A 15,943-nucleotide genomic window follows, 5' to 3' on the forward strand; every position below is an offset into this window, starting at 1 on the left:
GCACCGCCAGTACCCCTTACCCCAGGGCCCAGGGGACAACAGAATGTTGCGGGGGTCTCCCGGGGACACACCTTACGGCGACACCGGGGGGGGGGGGGGGGGCCCCCCCCCCCCCTCCCCCCCCCCCCCCTTCCGGATGGTGCGTCAGAGCCCCAGCTCGGCCTCGAAGTTGCCGGCCTCCAGCCGCTCCTTGACCGCGACGAGGAAGCGGGCCGCGTCCGCGCCGTCGATCAGCCGGTGGTCGTACGACAGGGCCAGGTAGACCATCGACCGGACCGCGACGACCTCGCCCAGCTCCGGGTCGTTGACCACGACCGGACGCTTCACCACGGCACCCGTACCGAGCATCGCCGACTGCGGCGACGGCACGATCGGGGTGTCGAAGAGCGCGCCCCGGCTGCCGGTGTTGGTCAGCGTGAAGGTCGCGCCGGCGATTTCGTCCGGGCTGATCTTGTTGGTCCGGGTGCGCTCGGCCAGGTCGGCGACCCGCTTGGCGATGCCGCCGAGGTTGAGGTCACCCGCGTTGTGGATGACCGGCACCAGCAGGCCCCGCTCGGTGTCCACGGCGATGCCGAGGTGCTCCGCGTCCGGGTAGGTGATCGTCCCGCCCGCCAGGTCCATCCGAGCGTTGACGATCGGGTAGGTCTGGAGCGCCTCGACGGCGGCCAGGGCGAAGAACGGCAGGAAGGACAGCTTCACGCCGTGCCGCTGCTGGAAGGAGTCCTTGGCCTGGGCCCGCAGCTTGGCGATCCGGGTGACGTCCACCTCGATCACCGTGGTCAGCTGCGCCATCTCGTGCAGCGACTCCTGCATCCGCTTGGCGATCGCCGCGCGGATCCGCGGCAGCTTCTCGGTGCTGCCCCGCTTCGCGCTCGGCTGCGGCTTCGCCGCCGGCTTGGCCGGGGCCGCTGCCGCGGCGGCGGGAGCCGGCTGCGCGGCCGGCGCGGCCTGGGCCGCCTTCGCCTTCTCGGCCGCCTCCAGCACGTCCTGCTTGCGGATCCGGCCGCCGACGCCGGTGCCGTTGACCGAGGAGAGGCTCACACCGTGCTCCGCGGCCAGCTTGCGCACCAGCGGGGTCACGTACCCGGCGGCCTCCTCGCCACCGCCCTGCACGGGGGTGGTCGGGCGCTGCGGCGTCGGGGTCGGGGCGGCCGGCTGCGCGGCCTGCTCGGCCTTGGCCGGCTGGGCGGCCTGCTCCGCCTCGGCGGCGGGCTCGTTGTACGCCGCGCCCGGGGTCGGCTCCTCGACCTTGGGCTCCGGGGCCGGAGCCGGGGCCGGCTTCGGCTCGGGCTTCGCCTCGGCCTTGGGCTCCGGCTTGGGCTCCGGCTTCGGCTGGGCCGGCGCGGCGCGGGCCGCACCGACGATCGCCAGCACCCCGCCGACCTCGGCGGTCTCGTCCTCGGCGACCTTGATCTCCAGCAGCGTGCCGGCGACCGGCGACGGGATCTCGGTGTCCACCTTGTCGGTGGAGACCTCCAGCAGCGGCTCGTCCACCTCGACGCTCTCGCCGACCTGCTTGAGCCAGCGGGTCACCGTACCCTCGGTGACGCTCTCGCCCAGGGCCGGCATCTTGACCTCGGTGCCCTGGCCCGCCGGCGCCGCGGCCGGGGCCGGCTCCTGCACGGCCGGCTGCTCCGCCTCGGCCTGCGGCTCGGCGGCGGCCTCCTCGGCCTGCTCGGCCGGCGCCTCCTGCTGCGGGGCGGCCCCACCGGCCTCCTCGCCCTCACCGGCGATGATCGCCAGCTCGCTGCCGACCTCGGCGGTCTCGTCCTCGCCGACCACGATCCGGCTCAGCACGCCCGCCGCGGGCGACGGGATCTCGGTGTCCACCTTGTCGGTCGACACCTCGAGCAGCGGCTCGTCGACCTCGACGGTCTCGCCCTCCTGCTTGAGCCAGCGCGTGACGGTGCCCTCGGTGACGCTCTCGCCGAGCCGGGGCATGGTGACCGATACCGGCATGTTCTCCAGACTCCTTCATTCCCCTGGTGGGATCATCGCCCGTCGCCGGACGCCGCGGTTGTCGTGTCAGGCGTGCGCGTGCAGCGGCTTGCCGGCGAGGGCCAGGTGCGCCTCGCCCAGGGCCTCGTTCTGCGTCGGGTGGGCGTGCACGAGCTGCGCCACCTCGGCCGGGTACGCCTCCCAGTTGTAGATGAGCTGCGCCTCGCCGATCAGCTCGCCGACCCGGGCACCGACCATGTGCACGCCGACCACCGGGCCGTCCTCGACCCGGACCAGCTTCACGTGGCCGGCGGTCTTGAGGATCTGGCTCTTGCCGTTGCCACCCAGGTTGTAGTTGTAGGTCTTGATCTTGTCGGCGCCGTACTGCTCCTTGGCCTTGGCCTCGGTCAGGCCGACCGACGCCAGCTCCGGGTCGCAGTAGGTGACCCGCGGGATGCCGGCCTCGTCGATCACGGCCGGGTTCTGGCCGGCGATCTCCTCGGCGACGAAGATGCCCTGCTGGAAGCCGCGGTGCGCGAGCTGCAGGCCGGGCACGATGTCGCCGACCGCGTAAACGTTCGGCACGCTGGTACGCAGCCGCTCGTCGGTCAGCACGAAGCCGCGGTCCATCTTGACGCCCTGCTCCTCGTAGCCGAGGTTGGCGGTGTTCGGGCCCCGGCCGACGGCGACCAGCAGCAGCTCGGCCTCGACGGTGTCGCCGCCCTGGATGGTCAGCTTGACGCCGTTCTCGGTCTTCTCGACCTTCTCGAACGGCTTGCCGACCTTGAAGTTGATCTTCCGCTTGCGGAAGGCCCGCTCCAGCGCCTTCGACGACTCCTCGTCCTCGGCGGCGACCAGGCGGGGCAGCGCCTCGACGATGGTCACGTCCACCCCGAAGGACTTCCACACGCTGGCGAACTCGACGCCGATCACGCCGCCGCCGAGCACGATCGCCGAGGACGGGACCCGGTCCAGGACCAGGGCGTGGTCGCTGGTGATGATCCGCTCGCCGTCGACCTCCAGGCCGGGCAGGCTCCTGGCGTACGAGCCGGAGGCCAGGACGATGTTGCGCCCGGTGTAGCGCTTGCCGTCCACCTCGACGGCGTTCGGCGCGACCAGCTTGCCGTGGCCCTCGACGATGGTGATCGCCTTGTTGCTCTTGAGCATCCCCTGGAGGCCCTTGTACAGGCGGGCGATCACGCCGTCCTTGTACGAGTTGACCGCCGCCATGTCGATGCCGACCAGCTCGGCCTTGACGCCGAACTGCTCCGACTCGCGGGTCTGGTCGGCGATCTCGGCGGCGTGCAGCAGGGCCTTGGTCGGGATGCAGCCGTTGTGCAGGCAGGTCCCGCCGAGCTTGCCCTTCTCGATCAGCGCGACCGTCAGGCCGAGCTGTACGGCGCGCAGGGCGGTCGCGTAGCCGCCGCTACCACCTCCGAGGATGACGATGTCGAAGGTCGAATCGTTCGGCTGGCTCACATCCAACTCCCAGGTCGCGTCACTGCATCGGGGGTTACGGCGGAGTAACAGGCACACCCCACCTCGGTCATCTTGTCACCACCGGGAGCGGAGCGCGTAGTGAGGTGCCCAACGACACGTCACCGACACGTACGCTTGGCACCGTCTTCGATGACGTACGGGGGAGGAGTGGATCCGGTGGGGCTGTTCCGACGACGCAAGCGGGCCGGCACGGTGAGCCGCGACCGGGCCGCCGACCGCGCCGATCTGGACCACCTTGAGAACTTCGTCCGGACCCGGCGCGGGGTCGAGGCGTACCTGGAACCCCGGACCACCGTCACCGAGACCACGGTCATGCTGATCGCCGACGACGGCGAGTGGACCCGCCGGCGGATCGGCAGCCCGGACCAGGGCCGCCGGTGGGCCCACAAGCTCGCCATCCCGATCTACGACGTCCGCCTGATGGGCTACCCCCAGCGCATGCGCGACTACAACGAACGCCGCAAGCGCCGCCCGGAACTCTTCTGACCGCGTCCCGGAAGCAACTTCGGGGAAGTTGCTGTCTCTCGGCGTGCCGAGGCAGCAACTTCCCCGAAGTTGGGTGGATCTTCAGGCGTCAGCCGTTGGCGGCTACGTCGTCGATCAGGTGGAGCAGGGTGCGGACGGGGACGCCGGTGCCGCCCTTGGTCCAGTAGCCGGTCGCCTCGCCCGAGTGGTAGCCGGGGCCGGCGATGTCGATGTGCGCCCAGGCCACGTCGTCGGTGACGAACTCGCGCAGGAAGACGCCGCCCTGAAGCATGTGACCGGCCCGGTCCATCACCGCGTTGACCTGCGAGATGTCCGCGACGTCGCTGTCCATGCCCTTGCGCACGTCGTCCGGCAGCGGCATCGGCCAGGCCGGCTCGCCGGTCGCCTCACCGGCCGCCTTCACCCGCTCGCACAGCTCCGGGGAGCCCATCACGCCGGCGATCCGCTTGCCCAGCGCGATCACCTGGCCACCGGTCAGCGTGGAGGTCTCGAACAGGTAGTCCGCGCCATCCTCGCAGGCCCGGGCGATGCCGTCGGCCAGGATCATCCGGCCCTCGGCGTCGGTGTTGAGCACCTCGACCTTCTTGCCGCTGTACATGCTGATCACGTCGCCCGGCCGGTAGCTGGTGCCCGACGGCATGTTCTCCGCCATCGGCAGGTAGCCGGTGACCGCGACGGACGGCTTGAGCGCCGCGACCGCCAGCATGGCCGCGCCGACCGCCGCCGCGCCGGCCATGTCGGACTTCATCTCCCACATGCCCTGGGCCGGCTTGATCGAGATGCCGCCGGTGTCGAAGGTGATGCCCTTGCCGACCAGCGCCACCCGCTTGCCGTTGCCGCCGCCCTCCGGCGTGTAGGTGAGCTTGACCAGCCGCGGCGGGGCCTCGGAGCCCTGGCCGACGGCGAGGATGCCGCCGTACCCGCCGGCCTTCAGCGCCTCCTCGTCGAGCACCTCGACGCCGAGCCCGGCATCCCGGGCGGCGGCGGCCACGGCCTCGGCGAACGCCGGCGGACGCAGCTCGTTCGGGGCGGTGTTCACCCAGTCCCGGCTGGTCAGCACCGCGCCGGCGACCGCCTGGGCCCGGGTGATCTCCGCCCGTGCGGTGGCGTCGCCCGCGTCCGGGACGGCGACCAGCACCTCGGCCACCGGCTCACGCCGGGCCGGCTGCGGCTTGGTCTTGTAACCGGCGAACCGGTAGCCGCCGAGCAGCGCGCCCTCGGCGACCGCGCGCAGCGCGGCCGGGGCGTCGGCGTCGTCGGGCAGCGGCAGGGCGAGCGCGACGCGCGGCGCGCCGGCCAGGGAACGGACCGCCGCGCCGGCGGCCCGGCGCAGGGTCTCCGGCGCCGGGGCGGCGCCGGTCGGCTCCGGACCGAGGCCGACGGCGGCGACCACGGGCGCGGTGACCGTGCCCAGCGTGGCCAGCTTGATCACCTCGCCGGCGCCGCCGGTCGCGCCGAGCAGGGCCAGCGTCTCGGTCAGCTTGCCGTCGAACGCGGCGGCGATGCTCTCCGCGCCGCTGGCCAGCAGCAGGGTGCCGGCGGGTGAGCCGGACTTCTGCTCGGCGGTCTGGCTGTGCACGCCGATCACGATCGCGTCGACGGCGAGTTCGGCGGGGTCGGTGTCGACCAGGCTGAGGGTGGTGCGGGGCGATGTCACGAAAGCTACTCCGGGCGGGCCGGGCCGGCCGCTGCGTCGCGTACCGGCGATGAAGGTCTCCGGCGGCAACCTACCCGCCGGACGCGTTGCTGTCCCGCCGATGCGCTCCGACGGGGTCCCGCCGATGCTAACCAGGCGTCCAGGTGACGGTAAGTTGCCACCCATGACCGAGGTGACCTCCGACGCCGCCGCGACCCGGCTGCGTCGTTCCCCCCTGCACGAGCGGCACACCGCGCTCGGCGCCAAGTTCGCCCCGTTCGGGGGTTGGGAGATGCCGCTGGAGTACGCCGGCGGCGGCGTGCTCAAGGAGCACACGGCGGTCCGTACCGGGGTGGGCGTGTTCGACGTCTCGCACCTGGGCAAGGCCCGGATCACCGGGCCGGGCGCCGCGGACTTCGTCAACGCCTGCCTCAGCAACGACCTCGGCCGGATTGGGCCGGGCAAGGCGCAGTACACGCTCTGCTGCGACGACGCCACCGGCGGCGTGGTCGACGACATCATCGCCTACCTGCACGCCGACGACCACGTCTTCCTCATCCCGAACGCGGCGAACACCGCCGAGGTGGTCCGCCGCCTGCGCGCCGCCGCGCCCGCCGGGATGGTGATCACCGACGAGCACGAGGCGTACGCGGTGCTCGCGGTGCAGGGGCCGCGCTCGGCGGAGCTGCTCGGCGCGCTCGGCCTGCCTACCGACCACGGCTACATGAGCTTCTCGACCGCCACCCTCGACGGCGTGGGGCTGACCGTGTGCCGCACCGGCTATACCGGCGAGCTGGGGTACGAGCTGGTCGTCCCGGCCGAGCACGCGCTCGCCGTGTGGGACGCGCTCTTCGCCGCCGGCGAGGCGTACGAGCTGCGGGCCTGCGGCCTGGCCGCGCGGGACACCCTGCGCACCGAGATGGGCTACCCGCTGCACGGGCAGGACCTCTCGCTGGAGATCACCCCGGTGCAGGCCCGCTCCGGCTGGGCGGTGGGCTGGGACAAGCCGGCCTTCTGGGGCCGGGACGTCCTGCTCGCCGAGAAGGCCGCGGGCCCCCGGCGTACGCTGCGCGGCCTGGCGGCGGTGGACCGGGCGATCCCGCGCCCCGGCATGGCCGTGTACGTCGGCGACCAGCAGGTCGGCACGATCACCAGCGGCACGTTCAGCCCGACGCTGAAGCAGGGCATCGCCCTCGCCCTCATCGACACCGACCCCGACCTCCCCGACGGCGAGGTGCTGGAGGTCGACATCCGAGGCCGCCGCGCCCAGATGCGCCTCACCCGTCCCCCCTTCGTCCAGCCCTCCGTCCGCTGAGTTCTCGTTGATCAAGGAGTTTGCGTCTCCGGCGGGCCGGATCCTGACGCAAACTCCTTGATCAACCGGGCGGGTCACGGGTCGGTGGTGACCTCGGTGGGGGTGTAGTGGCGCATTTCCTCGATGTCGTGGACGTAGGGGCGGATCTCGCGGAAGAAGGCGGGAAAGTGCGGGCCGGTGCGGAAGCCGTGCAGGTGATCCTGCGCCGACGTCCAGCGGATGCGCAGGACGTACGCGGCCGGGTCCTCGACGCAGCGGCTCAGCTCGTAGCCGAGGCACTCCGGCGCGGCGTCCAGCGCCCGCGCGGCCCGGGCGTACGCCGGGACGAACTCCGCCTGCCGTTCGGCCGGTACCCGGTACCTGATGTACTCGACGATCATGCCCACCAGCCCACACCGGGACCGGTGCGCGGACAAGTACGCACTTTCCGGTAAGGAGGGGGACCGGATGCCCCGGCGCTACCACTGCGCGGTGGAGGTGGCCGTCGACGTGGTCGGCGGCCGGTGGCGGCCGGTGATCCTCGCCCACCTCAAGGAGGGCGTGCACCGCTACGGCGAGCTGCGCCGCCGGATGCCGGACGTCAGCGAGAAGATGCTCGTCCAGCGGCTGCGCGAGCTGGAGGCGGAGGGCCTGGTCGCCCGGCGCGACCTCGGCACGCCGAAGGCCCTGCACGTCGAGTACCACCTCACCGCGGAGGGTCGCAGCCTCGTGCCGGTGCTGGAGGCGCTGCACGCCTGGGGCCTGGCCCGGGCCGCCCGGACCGGCACGCCGATCGAGCCCTGAGCGCGGCTCAGTCGGCGGTGGGCGGCTCGCCGGCGTCCAGCACGGCCTGGGTCCAGCCGCCCTCGATCACGCCGCTCGTGTCCAGCACGGCCCAGTCGACGACGTCGGACGCCTCCACCACCACCGGGGAGCCGATCCGCACGGTCGGGTCGCTGTTGGCGTCGCTGGCGCTGGCGCCGACGATCCGCTCCGGGCTCTCCCACGAGGTCACCCCGGCCCAGACGAACTCGGGACCGTCGTCGCCGGGCAGCCCGTACTTGACCACGAGCTGGGTCTCGGCGGGCAGCTGACCGGCGAGGAAGCGGGCCCGGATGTCGCCCAGCCCGGCCCGGGCGGTGGCGATCGCCCGGCTCATCGCGTCGCCCGGGCGCGCGTACCGGACGTCCGGCTGGATGCCGTTGAACAGGGTGGCGCAGGCGGCGGCGAAGTAGCGGCCGGGCGGCCCCGGGTGCCCGGGCGGCGGGCGGAGGGTGAGGAACGAGTCGGCGTCCGGATCGGTCGCCGGGTCCAGCTCCAGCGCCAGCAGCACCGGCGCCGTCGCCCCGTGCTGCTCCGGGTTCCCGTACGCCACCGCGATGTCGTGCCCGGTCACCGTGGCCAGCATCGGGAGCTGCACGAACGCCGGTACCTCCTCGCCGGCCAGTCCCTCGGTCCACTCCCGCAGCAGCCGCCGCGCGGCCCCGGTCATCACCGCGCCCCAGGCCCGGGTGAGATGGTCCGGCACCCCCTGGGCCTGGAGTTCCAGCAGCCCGAACCGGCGCAGCCCCTTGGTGGTGAACCAGAGCCCGTCGGCGTCCGACGAGTACGGCACCAGCACCCAGTCGACCAACCGGATCCGGCCCTGCTCGTCGGGGAGCGAGCGCAGCGCGGCCGCCGGGTCGAGGAACTGCAGGCCGAAGACGTCCACCACGTCCCCGTCGACCGTCTCGGCGACCGCCGCGGCCACCGCCCGGGCCGCCCACTCGTGCGCCGGCGGCCAGCCCGGCCGGTACTCGGCCTGCACCACCACCAGGTGGGTGGCGGCGGCCAGCCGGGCCAACTGCTCCTCGGTGGCCCCGAACGCGGTGAGCAGGTCCGGCGGCAGCTCGGGGAACTCGCTGATCGGCCGGGTGTCCACGGTCATCAGCGGGCTGTCCAGCATCTGCTTCGCCAGCCCGTGCACCGGCTCGGCGAGCCGCCCGGCGAGGCCCGCCACCGCGGTCTTCGGGCTGACCTTCGGCAGCCCGGCGATGGGCACCAGGTAGGTCGCGTCCAGTGACTCCGGGACCGGTACGGGCAGGAAGTCGTCCGTGATGAGCATGCCGTCCCCCTCGACACCGCCGGTGCTGTCGTTTGAGAACGCTACCCGCCCGGACGGGTGACGCTCAGCCGGACAGCACCAGTCCCAGGTAGGACAGCGTGGTGACGATCTCCACGGTGGCCCCGAGCACGTCGCCGGTGATCCCGCCGAGCCGGCGTACCACATGCCGCAGCAGCCCCGCCGCGACGGCGAGCGCGGCGAGGACGGCGAGCGGGCCCTGCCACGGTCGGCCCGGCACCGCCGGCACGGCCAGCAGCGCGACGGCCGCCGCGCCGACGACCAGCGCGACCGGCCCGACCGTGCCGGCCACCAGCGCGCCCAGCCCCTCCGGGCGGGCCGCCGGTACCCCGCGCCGGCAGGCCAGGCCGACGCCCAGCCGCCCGGCCGCCGTCGCGGTGACCACCGCCGCGAGCGCCGCCGGCCACGACCGGCCGGCCAGCTCCGCGAGCACCGCCGCCTGGAGCAGGAGTACGACCACCAGCGCGACCACGCCGAACGGCCCGACGTCCGGCTTCTTCATGATCTCCAGCGCCGCCGCCCCGCGCCGGTACGACCCCAGCGCGTCCACGGTGTCGGCCAGCCCGTCCAGGTGCAGCCCCCGGGTCAGCAGCGCGCCCGCCCCGACGGTGACCCCGGCCGCGACCAGCGGAGGAGCGAGCGCGGCGGTCAGCAGCAGCACCGCCGCGAGCAGCGCGCCGAGCACCGCCCCGACCGCCGGGGCGAGGGCCATCGCGACGCCCGCCACGTCCCGGTCGATCCGGCCGGCGACGGCTCCAGGTCGCGGCGCGGCGACAGACGCGCCGCGCTGGAGCTGTCGGGGCACCGGCAGCGTGGTGAAGGTGGTGACCGCCAGCCGGAGGCCGGCGGCGAGGCGTGTGTCAGTCGGCACGTCGGCCGGGGGAGACCGGCTCGTCCGGGCCGGTCGTGGTGGGCCCGGGGCCGGCCGGCTCGGGCTCGGCGAACTCCGGCTCCGGCTCGGGCTCGGTGGTGGCCGGCCCGGGACCGGCCGGCTCCGGCTCGGTGAAGTCCTCGTCGTCCTCGCCGCGCAGCGACGGGTGCGTCGGCAGGCCGGCGGCGAGCGCCAGCGCCGAGCGCAGCAGCGGCAGGGTGGCCAGCGCGGTCGCCCCCTCGCCCAGGTCCAGCCGCAGGTCCACCAGCGGGGTCAGGCCGAGCACGTCGGCGGCGAGCCGCACCGCCGGCTGGCCACCGTGGTCCGGCAGCAGGCACCAGTGCCGGGCCTGGCCGGCGAGGTCCCGGCTGACCATGCCGGCGGCGACGCCGACCGGGCCGTCCAGCAGCACCGGGACCCGCCGGGCGGTCGCGCCGAGCAGCACGCCGGTGGCCACCGCGACGTCGCCACCACCCAGCTCCGCCAGGATGTCCTTGGCGTCCCGGGGGGAGCGCCGGGTGCGGTGCAGCGCGTCCCGGACCGCCGCGCAGCGGACCATCCAGGCCGCGTCGTCGTACTGGCCGTGCTCGGTGAGCACCCGGCCCAGCACCGCCGGGGGTTCCGCCCCGGCCGTGGCCGCCAGCACCGCCGCGGCGGCCGCCTCGGTGCCGGCGCCGCACGCCGCCAGCACCAGCAGTTGTACGCCCGCGTCGGCGGCCTGCTCGGCCAGCCGCCAGCCGTACCGCAGGGCCGATTCGACCTGCTCGGCGCTGAGCGCCGGCCCGTCCTCGATGGCCGCCGAGGTGGGCGCCTCGACCACCTGGAGGCCGGCCCCACTCTCGGCGGCCAGCCGGGCGAGGACCCCCTTGCCGGCGCGCGCCTGCCGGGCGCGGCGCAGCGACTCACCGGGCACCGCGCCGGCCGACGCGCCACCGGCGTGGTCGCCGTGCAGCAGCAGCACCCGGACCGAGCCCCACGGCGTGGGGTTCGGGGTGCCCTGGGTGGCGGCGGCGAAGCCGACCACCCGCTCCAGCACCCCCAGACCGCCACCGGCCAGGTCCAGGGTGGCGAGCCGGTCGACCGCCTGCGGGCCGGCGTAGTCGTCGGGCATGGGCAGTTCCATGCCGGGCTGGATGACCAGCCCGGTGGCGATCATCGGCAGCGCCATGGTGGGAGCGGCCCAGTCGCCGCCGGTCGCCGCGGGCGCCGGGGCGGGGGCGGCCGGCGCGGCCGGGGTCAGCACCTCGGGCAGGCTCTCCTCCGGCGCCGCCCCGTTCACCGTCCCGAGCGCGGCGGCCGGGGCGCCCGCCTGGCCGGGTCCGGCCTGCGCGGGCACGGCGGGGTGCTGCGGCTGCGGGCCGGTCGGCTTCAGCCACGCGGGCTGGCCGGCCACCACGAGGACCACCGCGTCGCAGGCGTCGGCGACCGCCCGGTTGGTCGCGCCGAGCGCGTCGGTGAAGGCCCGGCCCAGCGGGGTGGTCGGCACCAGGGAGAGCCCCACCTCGGGGCTGACCAGCACCAGCCGGGCGGCGCTCGCCCGGACCGCGTCGGCGAGCTCGGCGATGGTGGCCGTGTCGTCGGCGGGCTGGTGGGCGGGGTCGAGCAGCACGGTCACCCAGCCGCCCAGGTCGTCGACGATCAGCGTCTCGTTCGGCTCGGCCCCGGCGATCACGTCGGCCAGCCGGCGCGGGTCCGCCGCGGTCTCCTCGGTCGTCCAGCTCCCCGGCCGGCGGGCGCGGTGCGCCGCCAGGCGGGTCGCCCATTCGGTGTCCTCCGGGTCCCCCTCGGGGGCGGTGGCCACGTACCGGACCGTGGGGGCGTCGGCGACCAGCGATTCCGCGAACTCGGACTTGCCGGACCGGATACCGCCGAGCACCAGGAGCGTGTTCCACCCGTCAACGGACATGCCCGTACCTTAAAGCCGTCGTGCGGGTCGCCGCCCGCCGGCCCGGACGCGGACCGGCGGGTGGACGGGTGGGCTCAGGCGCAGTGCTCGAACGGGCTGCCGTAACTGGCCCCGCCGGTCGACCCGCCCCACTTCACGCAGACCCCGGGAGCGGTGGCCCGCACCGGCCCGGCGTAGTAGCTGTACGCCCCGCTCTCGGTCTGCCGGGTCTTCCCCTGCACCTCCAGGTACGCCGACGCGGTCGTGGGCCGGCCGACGTCGGTGTCCTTGAGGGTGACCACGCAGTTCGTCCCGCTGCCGCTGTTGTAGAGCAGGTACACCCGGCCCTTGCGGACCCCGTCCGCGGTCAGCGTGGCCGAGTCGATCACCTGGTAGCCGCTGCCGCACACCTGCTTGGCCGTGTACGGCTGCTGCTGGGCGGCGGGGGAGCTGGTCGACGGCCCCGGCGCCGGCGCGCCGGTGTCGCCCGGGGTCGGCTGCGCCCCGCCCGACGGGGTGCCCGCCGCCGAGCGGCTCGGGGTGGCCTTCGGCGACCGGCTGGGCCGGCCGGTCCGGCTCGGCGTCGTCCCGGGCGTCGCCACGGTGGCGGACGGGTCGGTGCCGGCGGGGTCGGGCAGCGCGGACTCCCCGGCCAGCGTGGCCGGCCGCGGAGCCGGGTCGTCCGGCGACCGCAGCACCGCCACGGCCACCGCGGTCAGCACCGCGACGAGGACGACTCCGGCCGCCCCCGCCAGGGCGAGCACCCGGCCGCGTCCCCGCCGCTCGCCGGTCGACTCCTCCAAGGTCGGCGGCACTCCGGAGCCGGCGTTCCGCTCCTGCGGCGGCCCGTACCCGCCGGGGCGCGGGCCGGTGGCGCCGACCGACCAGGCCGGACCGGGTGGCCCGGCGGGGCGCGGCGCGGCCTGGGCGTACCCGGGTTGGCCGCCGGACCCGCTCCCGGCGTCGGTCGCGGCGGCGCGGCCCGGTGCGAAACCCGGCGGCGTGGCGGCAGCCGGGCCGGATCCCTGCGGGGCGGTGCCGGCCGGGGCTGCCGGGGACTCGGCGGGGGGCTGGCCGCCGGTCGGCGCACCCCCGGACGGCGCCGGGGTGTGCGGGCCGGCAGCGGCCGGCGTGGGCAGCACGGCGGGCCCGGGGACGGCCGGACCGGCCACCGCCCACGGCGGGCGGGGCGGGGCGGGGAGCCGGGCCAGGGTGGAGTCCCGGGCGTCCTGGGCCGCCTCGGCCAGGGCGAGCGCGCTCGGGTGCCGGTCCCGGGGGCGCTTCGCCAGCGCCTGGCGGACCACCTCGATCACCGCCGGGGGCGTGTCCGAGGGCAGCGGCGGCGGCTCGTCCTGGGCGTGCCGCATGGCCACCTGGAGCGGGTTGTCGCCCTCGAAGGGCGGCCGGCCGGCGAGGCAGAAGTACGCGACCGCGCCGAGCGCGTACACGTCGGTGACGGCCGAGACGGGCTGGCCGACGGCCTGCTCCGGCGACATGAACGAGGCGGTGCCGAGCACCATGTGCGCGGCGGTGATGCCCGCCGTGGCGCTGGCCCGGGCGATCCCGAAGTCGACCAGCACCACTGTGCCGTCCCGCTTCACCAGCAGGTTGCCCGGCTTGACGTCCCGGTGCACGATCCCGGCCAGGTGGGCGGCGTGCAGCGCGTGGGCGGCCTGCGCCACCACCGACATGGTCGACGCCGGGTCGAGCCGGCCGGCCCGGCGGATCCAGGTCACCAGCGGCTCGCCGTCGACGTACTCCATCACCAGATAGCTGACCTGGCCGCCGTCGGCGAGCGCGGCGGAGCCGAAGTCGTGCACCTGCACGATGCCGGGGTGGCGCAGCGCGGCCAGCATCCGGGCCTCGGCGTGGAAGCGGGTGGTGAACTCCGGGTCGGCGACCAGCGACGGCAGCAGCACCTTCACCGCGACCTCCCGGCCGAGCAGGGTGTCGGTGCACTTCCAGACGGCGCCCATGCCGCCGGTCGCGATGCGTTCACTCAGCCGATACCGGTCGCTGAGCACCACTCCTTGAGTCAGCACCGGGTCACCGTACCGGCCCGCCCGGACGCATGATCCATGTGGCGGGGGGCCGTTCCACGTCCGGCCGACTACGCTTGCGGAGGTTTGGCGTCCCAGGGGACGACGGCGGCGAGGGGAGACGCGGCATGGCGTGGAGCTGGCGGTACGAGGGCACGAACGGCGACCAGGTCGACGGACCGAGCGAGTCGTTCGGCAACCAGGCGGACGCCGAGTCGTGGATCGGCCAGACCTGGCGGGAGCTCGCGGCGTCCGGCGTCACCTCGGTCGCGCTCGTCGAGGACGACCGGTTGGAATACCGGATGAGCCTGCTGCCGACGGCGGAGTGATGGCGTACGACCGCCCGGGCGACCCGCTGGTGCTCGGCGTGCCCCGGGCGGCGTTCCGCCCCAGCCCGGTCTTCCTCGCCCTGGCGGCGCTCTTCGTGGCCAGCGGGGTGATGACCTGGCTGGGGTTCGGCAACGTCCGGTTCGACGTCTTCCTCTTCGTCGTCACCGGCTGGCTGGTCTCGCTCTGCCTGCACGAGTACGCCCACGCGGTGGTCGCGTACCGGGCCGGCGACCGGGACATCGCCCACCGGGGCTACCTGACGCTCAACCCGCTCAAGTACACCAACCCGCTGCTGTCCATCGTGCTGCCGGTGGTCGTGGTGCTGCTCGGCGGGATCGGCCTGCCCGGCGGCGCGGTCTGGGTGGACCGGCACGCCATCCCGGGCCGGCTGCGGCACACCCTGGTCAGCCTGGCCGGCCCGGCCACCAACGTGCTGTTCACCCTGCTGCTGGTGGTGGCGCTGCGGATCGGCCTGGAAATCGGCGGGCCGATCGAGTTCTGGGCCGGATTGGCCCTGCTGGCGTTCCTCCAGCTCACCGCCAGCGTGCTCAACCTGCTGCCGGTGCCCGGCCTGGACGGCGGCAACATGATCCAGCCCTGGCTGAGCCCGCAGTACCGCCGGATGTACGACCTGTTCGCCCCGTTCGGGTTCATCCTGCTCTTCGCGTTGCTGTGGAACCCGCGGATCGGCGGCGCCTTCTTCGGCGCGATCTTCACCGTCTCCGACCTGATCGGTCTGCCCCCGGAGCTGTACAGCGCCGGGCTGCACCTGATCCGGTTCTGGCAGGGCTGAGCCCGGCCCGGCCGGCGGGGACGCGCCGGCCGGACCGGGACCGGCTCACGGGCGCTGGGCCGGGCTCTCGGTCTTCGCCGGGTCCCGCTCGGTGACCGGCTCGACGATCTCGTCGATCGCCTTGAGCAGATCGGCGTCGAGCTTCACGCCGGCCGCCTTGACGTTGTCGTGCACCTGCTCCGGCCGGGACGCCCCCACGATCGCCGAGGAGACGTTCGGGTTCTGCAACACCCAGGCGACGGCGAGCTGCGCCATGCTCAGCCCGGCCTGCTCGGCGAGAGGCTTGAGCCGCTGCACCCGGTTGAGCACCTCGTCGGTCATGAACCGGGCGATGAAGTTGGCGCCGGACTTCTCGTCCGTGGCCCGCGAGCCGGCCGGCGGCGGCTGGCCCGGCAGGTACTTGCCGGAGAGCACGCCCTGGGCCATCGGCGACCAGACGATCTGGCCGACGCCCAGCTCCTCGCTGGTCGGGATCACCTCGGCCTCGATGACCCGCCACAGCATCGAGTACTGCGGCTGGTTGGAGATCAGCGGGATACGCAGCTCGCGGGCGAGGGCGTGCGCCTCCCGGATCTGCGACGCCTTCCACTCGGAGACCCCGATGTAGTGCGCCTTGCCGGAGTGCACGACGTCGGCGAACGCCTCCATCGTCTCCTCCAGCGGGGTGCTGTAGTCGTACCGGTGGGCCTGGTAGAGGTCCACGTAGTCGGTCTGCAGCCGGCGCAGCGAGCCGTTGATCGACTCCATGATGTGCTTGCGGGACAGCCCCCGGTCGTTCCGGCCCGGGCCGGTCGGCCAGTAGACCTTGGTGAAGATCTCCAGCCCCTCGCGCCGCTCACCCTTCAGCGCGCGACCGAGCACCTCCTCGGCCTTCGTGCCGGCGTACACGTCGGCGGTGTCGAAGGTGGTGATGCCGGTGTCCAGGGCGGCCCGCACGCACGCGGTCGCCGCCTCCTCCTCGACCTGTGAGCCGTGGGTGATCCAGTTGCCGTACGAGATCTCGCTGACCATCAGGCCCGAGCGGCCTAGGTGTCGGAATTCCATGCCCC

General features: G+C 74.4%; 14 protein-coding genes. 5 read left to right on the plus strand and 9 right to left on the minus strand.

Annotation, left to right across the window (positions count from 1 at the left end; all coding sequences use genetic code 11):
• Positions 1-144: 144 nt before the first annotated feature.
• Together sucB and lpdA are read right to left on the minus strand one after the other, a co-directional pair.
• Positions 145-1,959 carry a 2-oxoglutarate dehydrogenase, E2 component, dihydrolipoamide succinyltransferase gene (gene sucB, locus ACZ6S5_RS28940; protein WP_466005386.1) on the minus strand — a complete coding sequence of 605 codons (1,815 nt, stop codon included), beginning with the start codon at positions 1,957-1,959 and terminating at the stop codon, positions 145-147.
• A 66-nt stretch (positions 1,960-2,025) separates the two neighbouring features.
• A complete protein-coding gene (gene lpdA / locus ACZ6S5_RS28945) occupies positions 2,026-3,417 on the minus strand; it encodes a dihydrolipoyl dehydrogenase (RefSeq protein WP_466005387.1) in 1,392 nt (463 codons plus the stop codon).
• Positions 3,418-3,594: 177 nt separating this feature from the next.
• Here lpdA and ACZ6S5_RS28950 point away from each other — a divergent pair, with 177 nt between their 5' ends.
• A complete protein-coding gene (locus ACZ6S5_RS28950; RefSeq protein WP_466005388.1) occupies positions 3,595-3,924 on the plus strand; it encodes a hypothetical protein in 330 nt (109 codons plus the stop codon).
• An 88-nt stretch (positions 3,925-4,012) separates the two neighbouring features.
• Here ACZ6S5_RS28950 and ACZ6S5_RS28955 read toward each other — a convergent pair whose 3' ends face one another.
• Positions 4,013-5,581, minus strand: coding sequence for a leucyl aminopeptidase (locus tag ACZ6S5_RS28955; protein WP_466005389.1), 1,569 nt, complete (start codon positions 5,579-5,581; stop codon positions 4,013-4,015).
• A gap of 163 nt (positions 5,582-5,744) precedes the next feature.
• Here ACZ6S5_RS28955 and gcvT point away from each other — a divergent pair, with 163 nt between their 5' ends.
• Complete coding sequence (gcvT, locus tag ACZ6S5_RS28960; protein ID WP_466005390.1) at positions 5,745-6,875, plus strand: glycine cleavage system aminomethyltransferase GcvT; 1,131 nt, start codon at positions 5,745-5,747, stop codon at positions 6,873-6,875.
• Between the two features lie 74 nt (positions 6,876-6,949).
• On the opposite strand, the gene ACZ6S5_RS28965 is transcribed toward gcvT, so the two are convergent.
• The gene (locus ACZ6S5_RS28965; RefSeq protein WP_466005391.1) at positions 6,950-7,255 is read right to left on the minus strand and encodes a putative quinol monooxygenase; all 306 of its coding nucleotides are present in this window, start codon (positions 7,253-7,255) and stop codon (positions 6,950-6,952) included.
• On the opposite strand from ACZ6S5_RS28965, the gene ACZ6S5_RS28970 reads away from it, so the two are divergent.
• Positions 7,254-7,658, plus strand: coding sequence for a winged helix-turn-helix transcriptional regulator (locus tag ACZ6S5_RS28970; RefSeq protein ID WP_466005392.1), 405 nt, complete (start codon positions 7,254-7,256; stop codon positions 7,656-7,658). The two genes, ACZ6S5_RS28965 and ACZ6S5_RS28970, sit on opposite strands and share 2 nt — an antisense overlap.
• A gap of 7 nt (positions 7,659-7,665) precedes the next feature.
• Here ACZ6S5_RS28970 and ACZ6S5_RS28975 read toward each other — a convergent pair whose 3' ends face one another.
• The 4 genes from ACZ6S5_RS28975 to ACZ6S5_RS28990 all read right to left on the minus strand — a co-directional run bounded on the left by ACZ6S5_RS28975 (position 7,666) and on the right by ACZ6S5_RS28990 (position 13,774).
• A complete protein-coding gene (locus tag ACZ6S5_RS28975) occupies positions 7,666-8,958 on the minus strand; it encodes a DUF2314 domain-containing protein (RefSeq protein WP_466005393.1) in 1,293 nt (430 codons plus the stop codon).
• Between the two features lie 64 nt (positions 8,959-9,022).
• Complete coding sequence (locus ACZ6S5_RS28980) at positions 9,023-9,847, minus strand: adenosylcobinamide-GDP ribazoletransferase (RefSeq protein WP_466005394.1); 825 nt, start codon at positions 9,845-9,847, stop codon at positions 9,023-9,025.
• Positions 9,837-11,753, minus strand: coding sequence for a bifunctional adenosylcobinamide kinase/adenosylcobinamide-phosphate guanylyltransferase (locus tag ACZ6S5_RS28985; protein ID WP_466005395.1), 1,917 nt, complete (start codon positions 11,751-11,753; stop codon positions 9,837-9,839). Before ACZ6S5_RS28985 ends, ACZ6S5_RS28980 begins: the two co-directional genes overlap by 11 nt.
• A 74-nt stretch (positions 11,754-11,827) precedes the next feature.
• Entirely contained in the window at positions 11,828-13,774 is a 1,947-nt protein-coding gene (locus ACZ6S5_RS28990; RefSeq protein WP_466005396.1) for a serine/threonine-protein kinase, read from the minus strand.
• Between the two features lie 125 nt (positions 13,775-13,899).
• Between ACZ6S5_RS28990 and ACZ6S5_RS28995 the strand changes: the two genes are divergently transcribed.
• The gene (locus ACZ6S5_RS28995) at positions 13,900-14,100 is read left to right on the plus strand and encodes a hypothetical protein (RefSeq protein ID WP_466005397.1); all 201 of its coding nucleotides are present in this window, start codon (positions 13,900-13,902) and stop codon (positions 14,098-14,100) included.
• Positions 14,100-14,894 carry a site-2 protease family protein gene (locus ACZ6S5_RS29000; RefSeq protein ID WP_466005398.1) on the plus strand — a complete coding sequence of 265 codons (795 nt, stop codon included), beginning with the start codon at positions 14,100-14,102 and terminating at the stop codon, positions 14,892-14,894. Before ACZ6S5_RS28995 ends, ACZ6S5_RS29000 begins: the two co-directional genes overlap by 1 nt.
• Before the next feature lie 45 nt (positions 14,895-14,939).
• Here the strand turns inward: ACZ6S5_RS29000 and ACZ6S5_RS29005 are convergent, their stop codons facing one another.
• Positions 14,940-15,938 (minus strand): aldo/keto reductase family protein, encoded by a 999-nt coding sequence (locus ACZ6S5_RS29005; RefSeq protein ID WP_466005399.1) that lies wholly within the window; start codon positions 15,936-15,938, stop codon positions 14,940-14,942.
• Positions 15,939-15,943 lie beyond the last annotated feature (5 nt).

This window comes from Micromonospora sp. NPDC051924 (genome assembly GCF_055586005.1).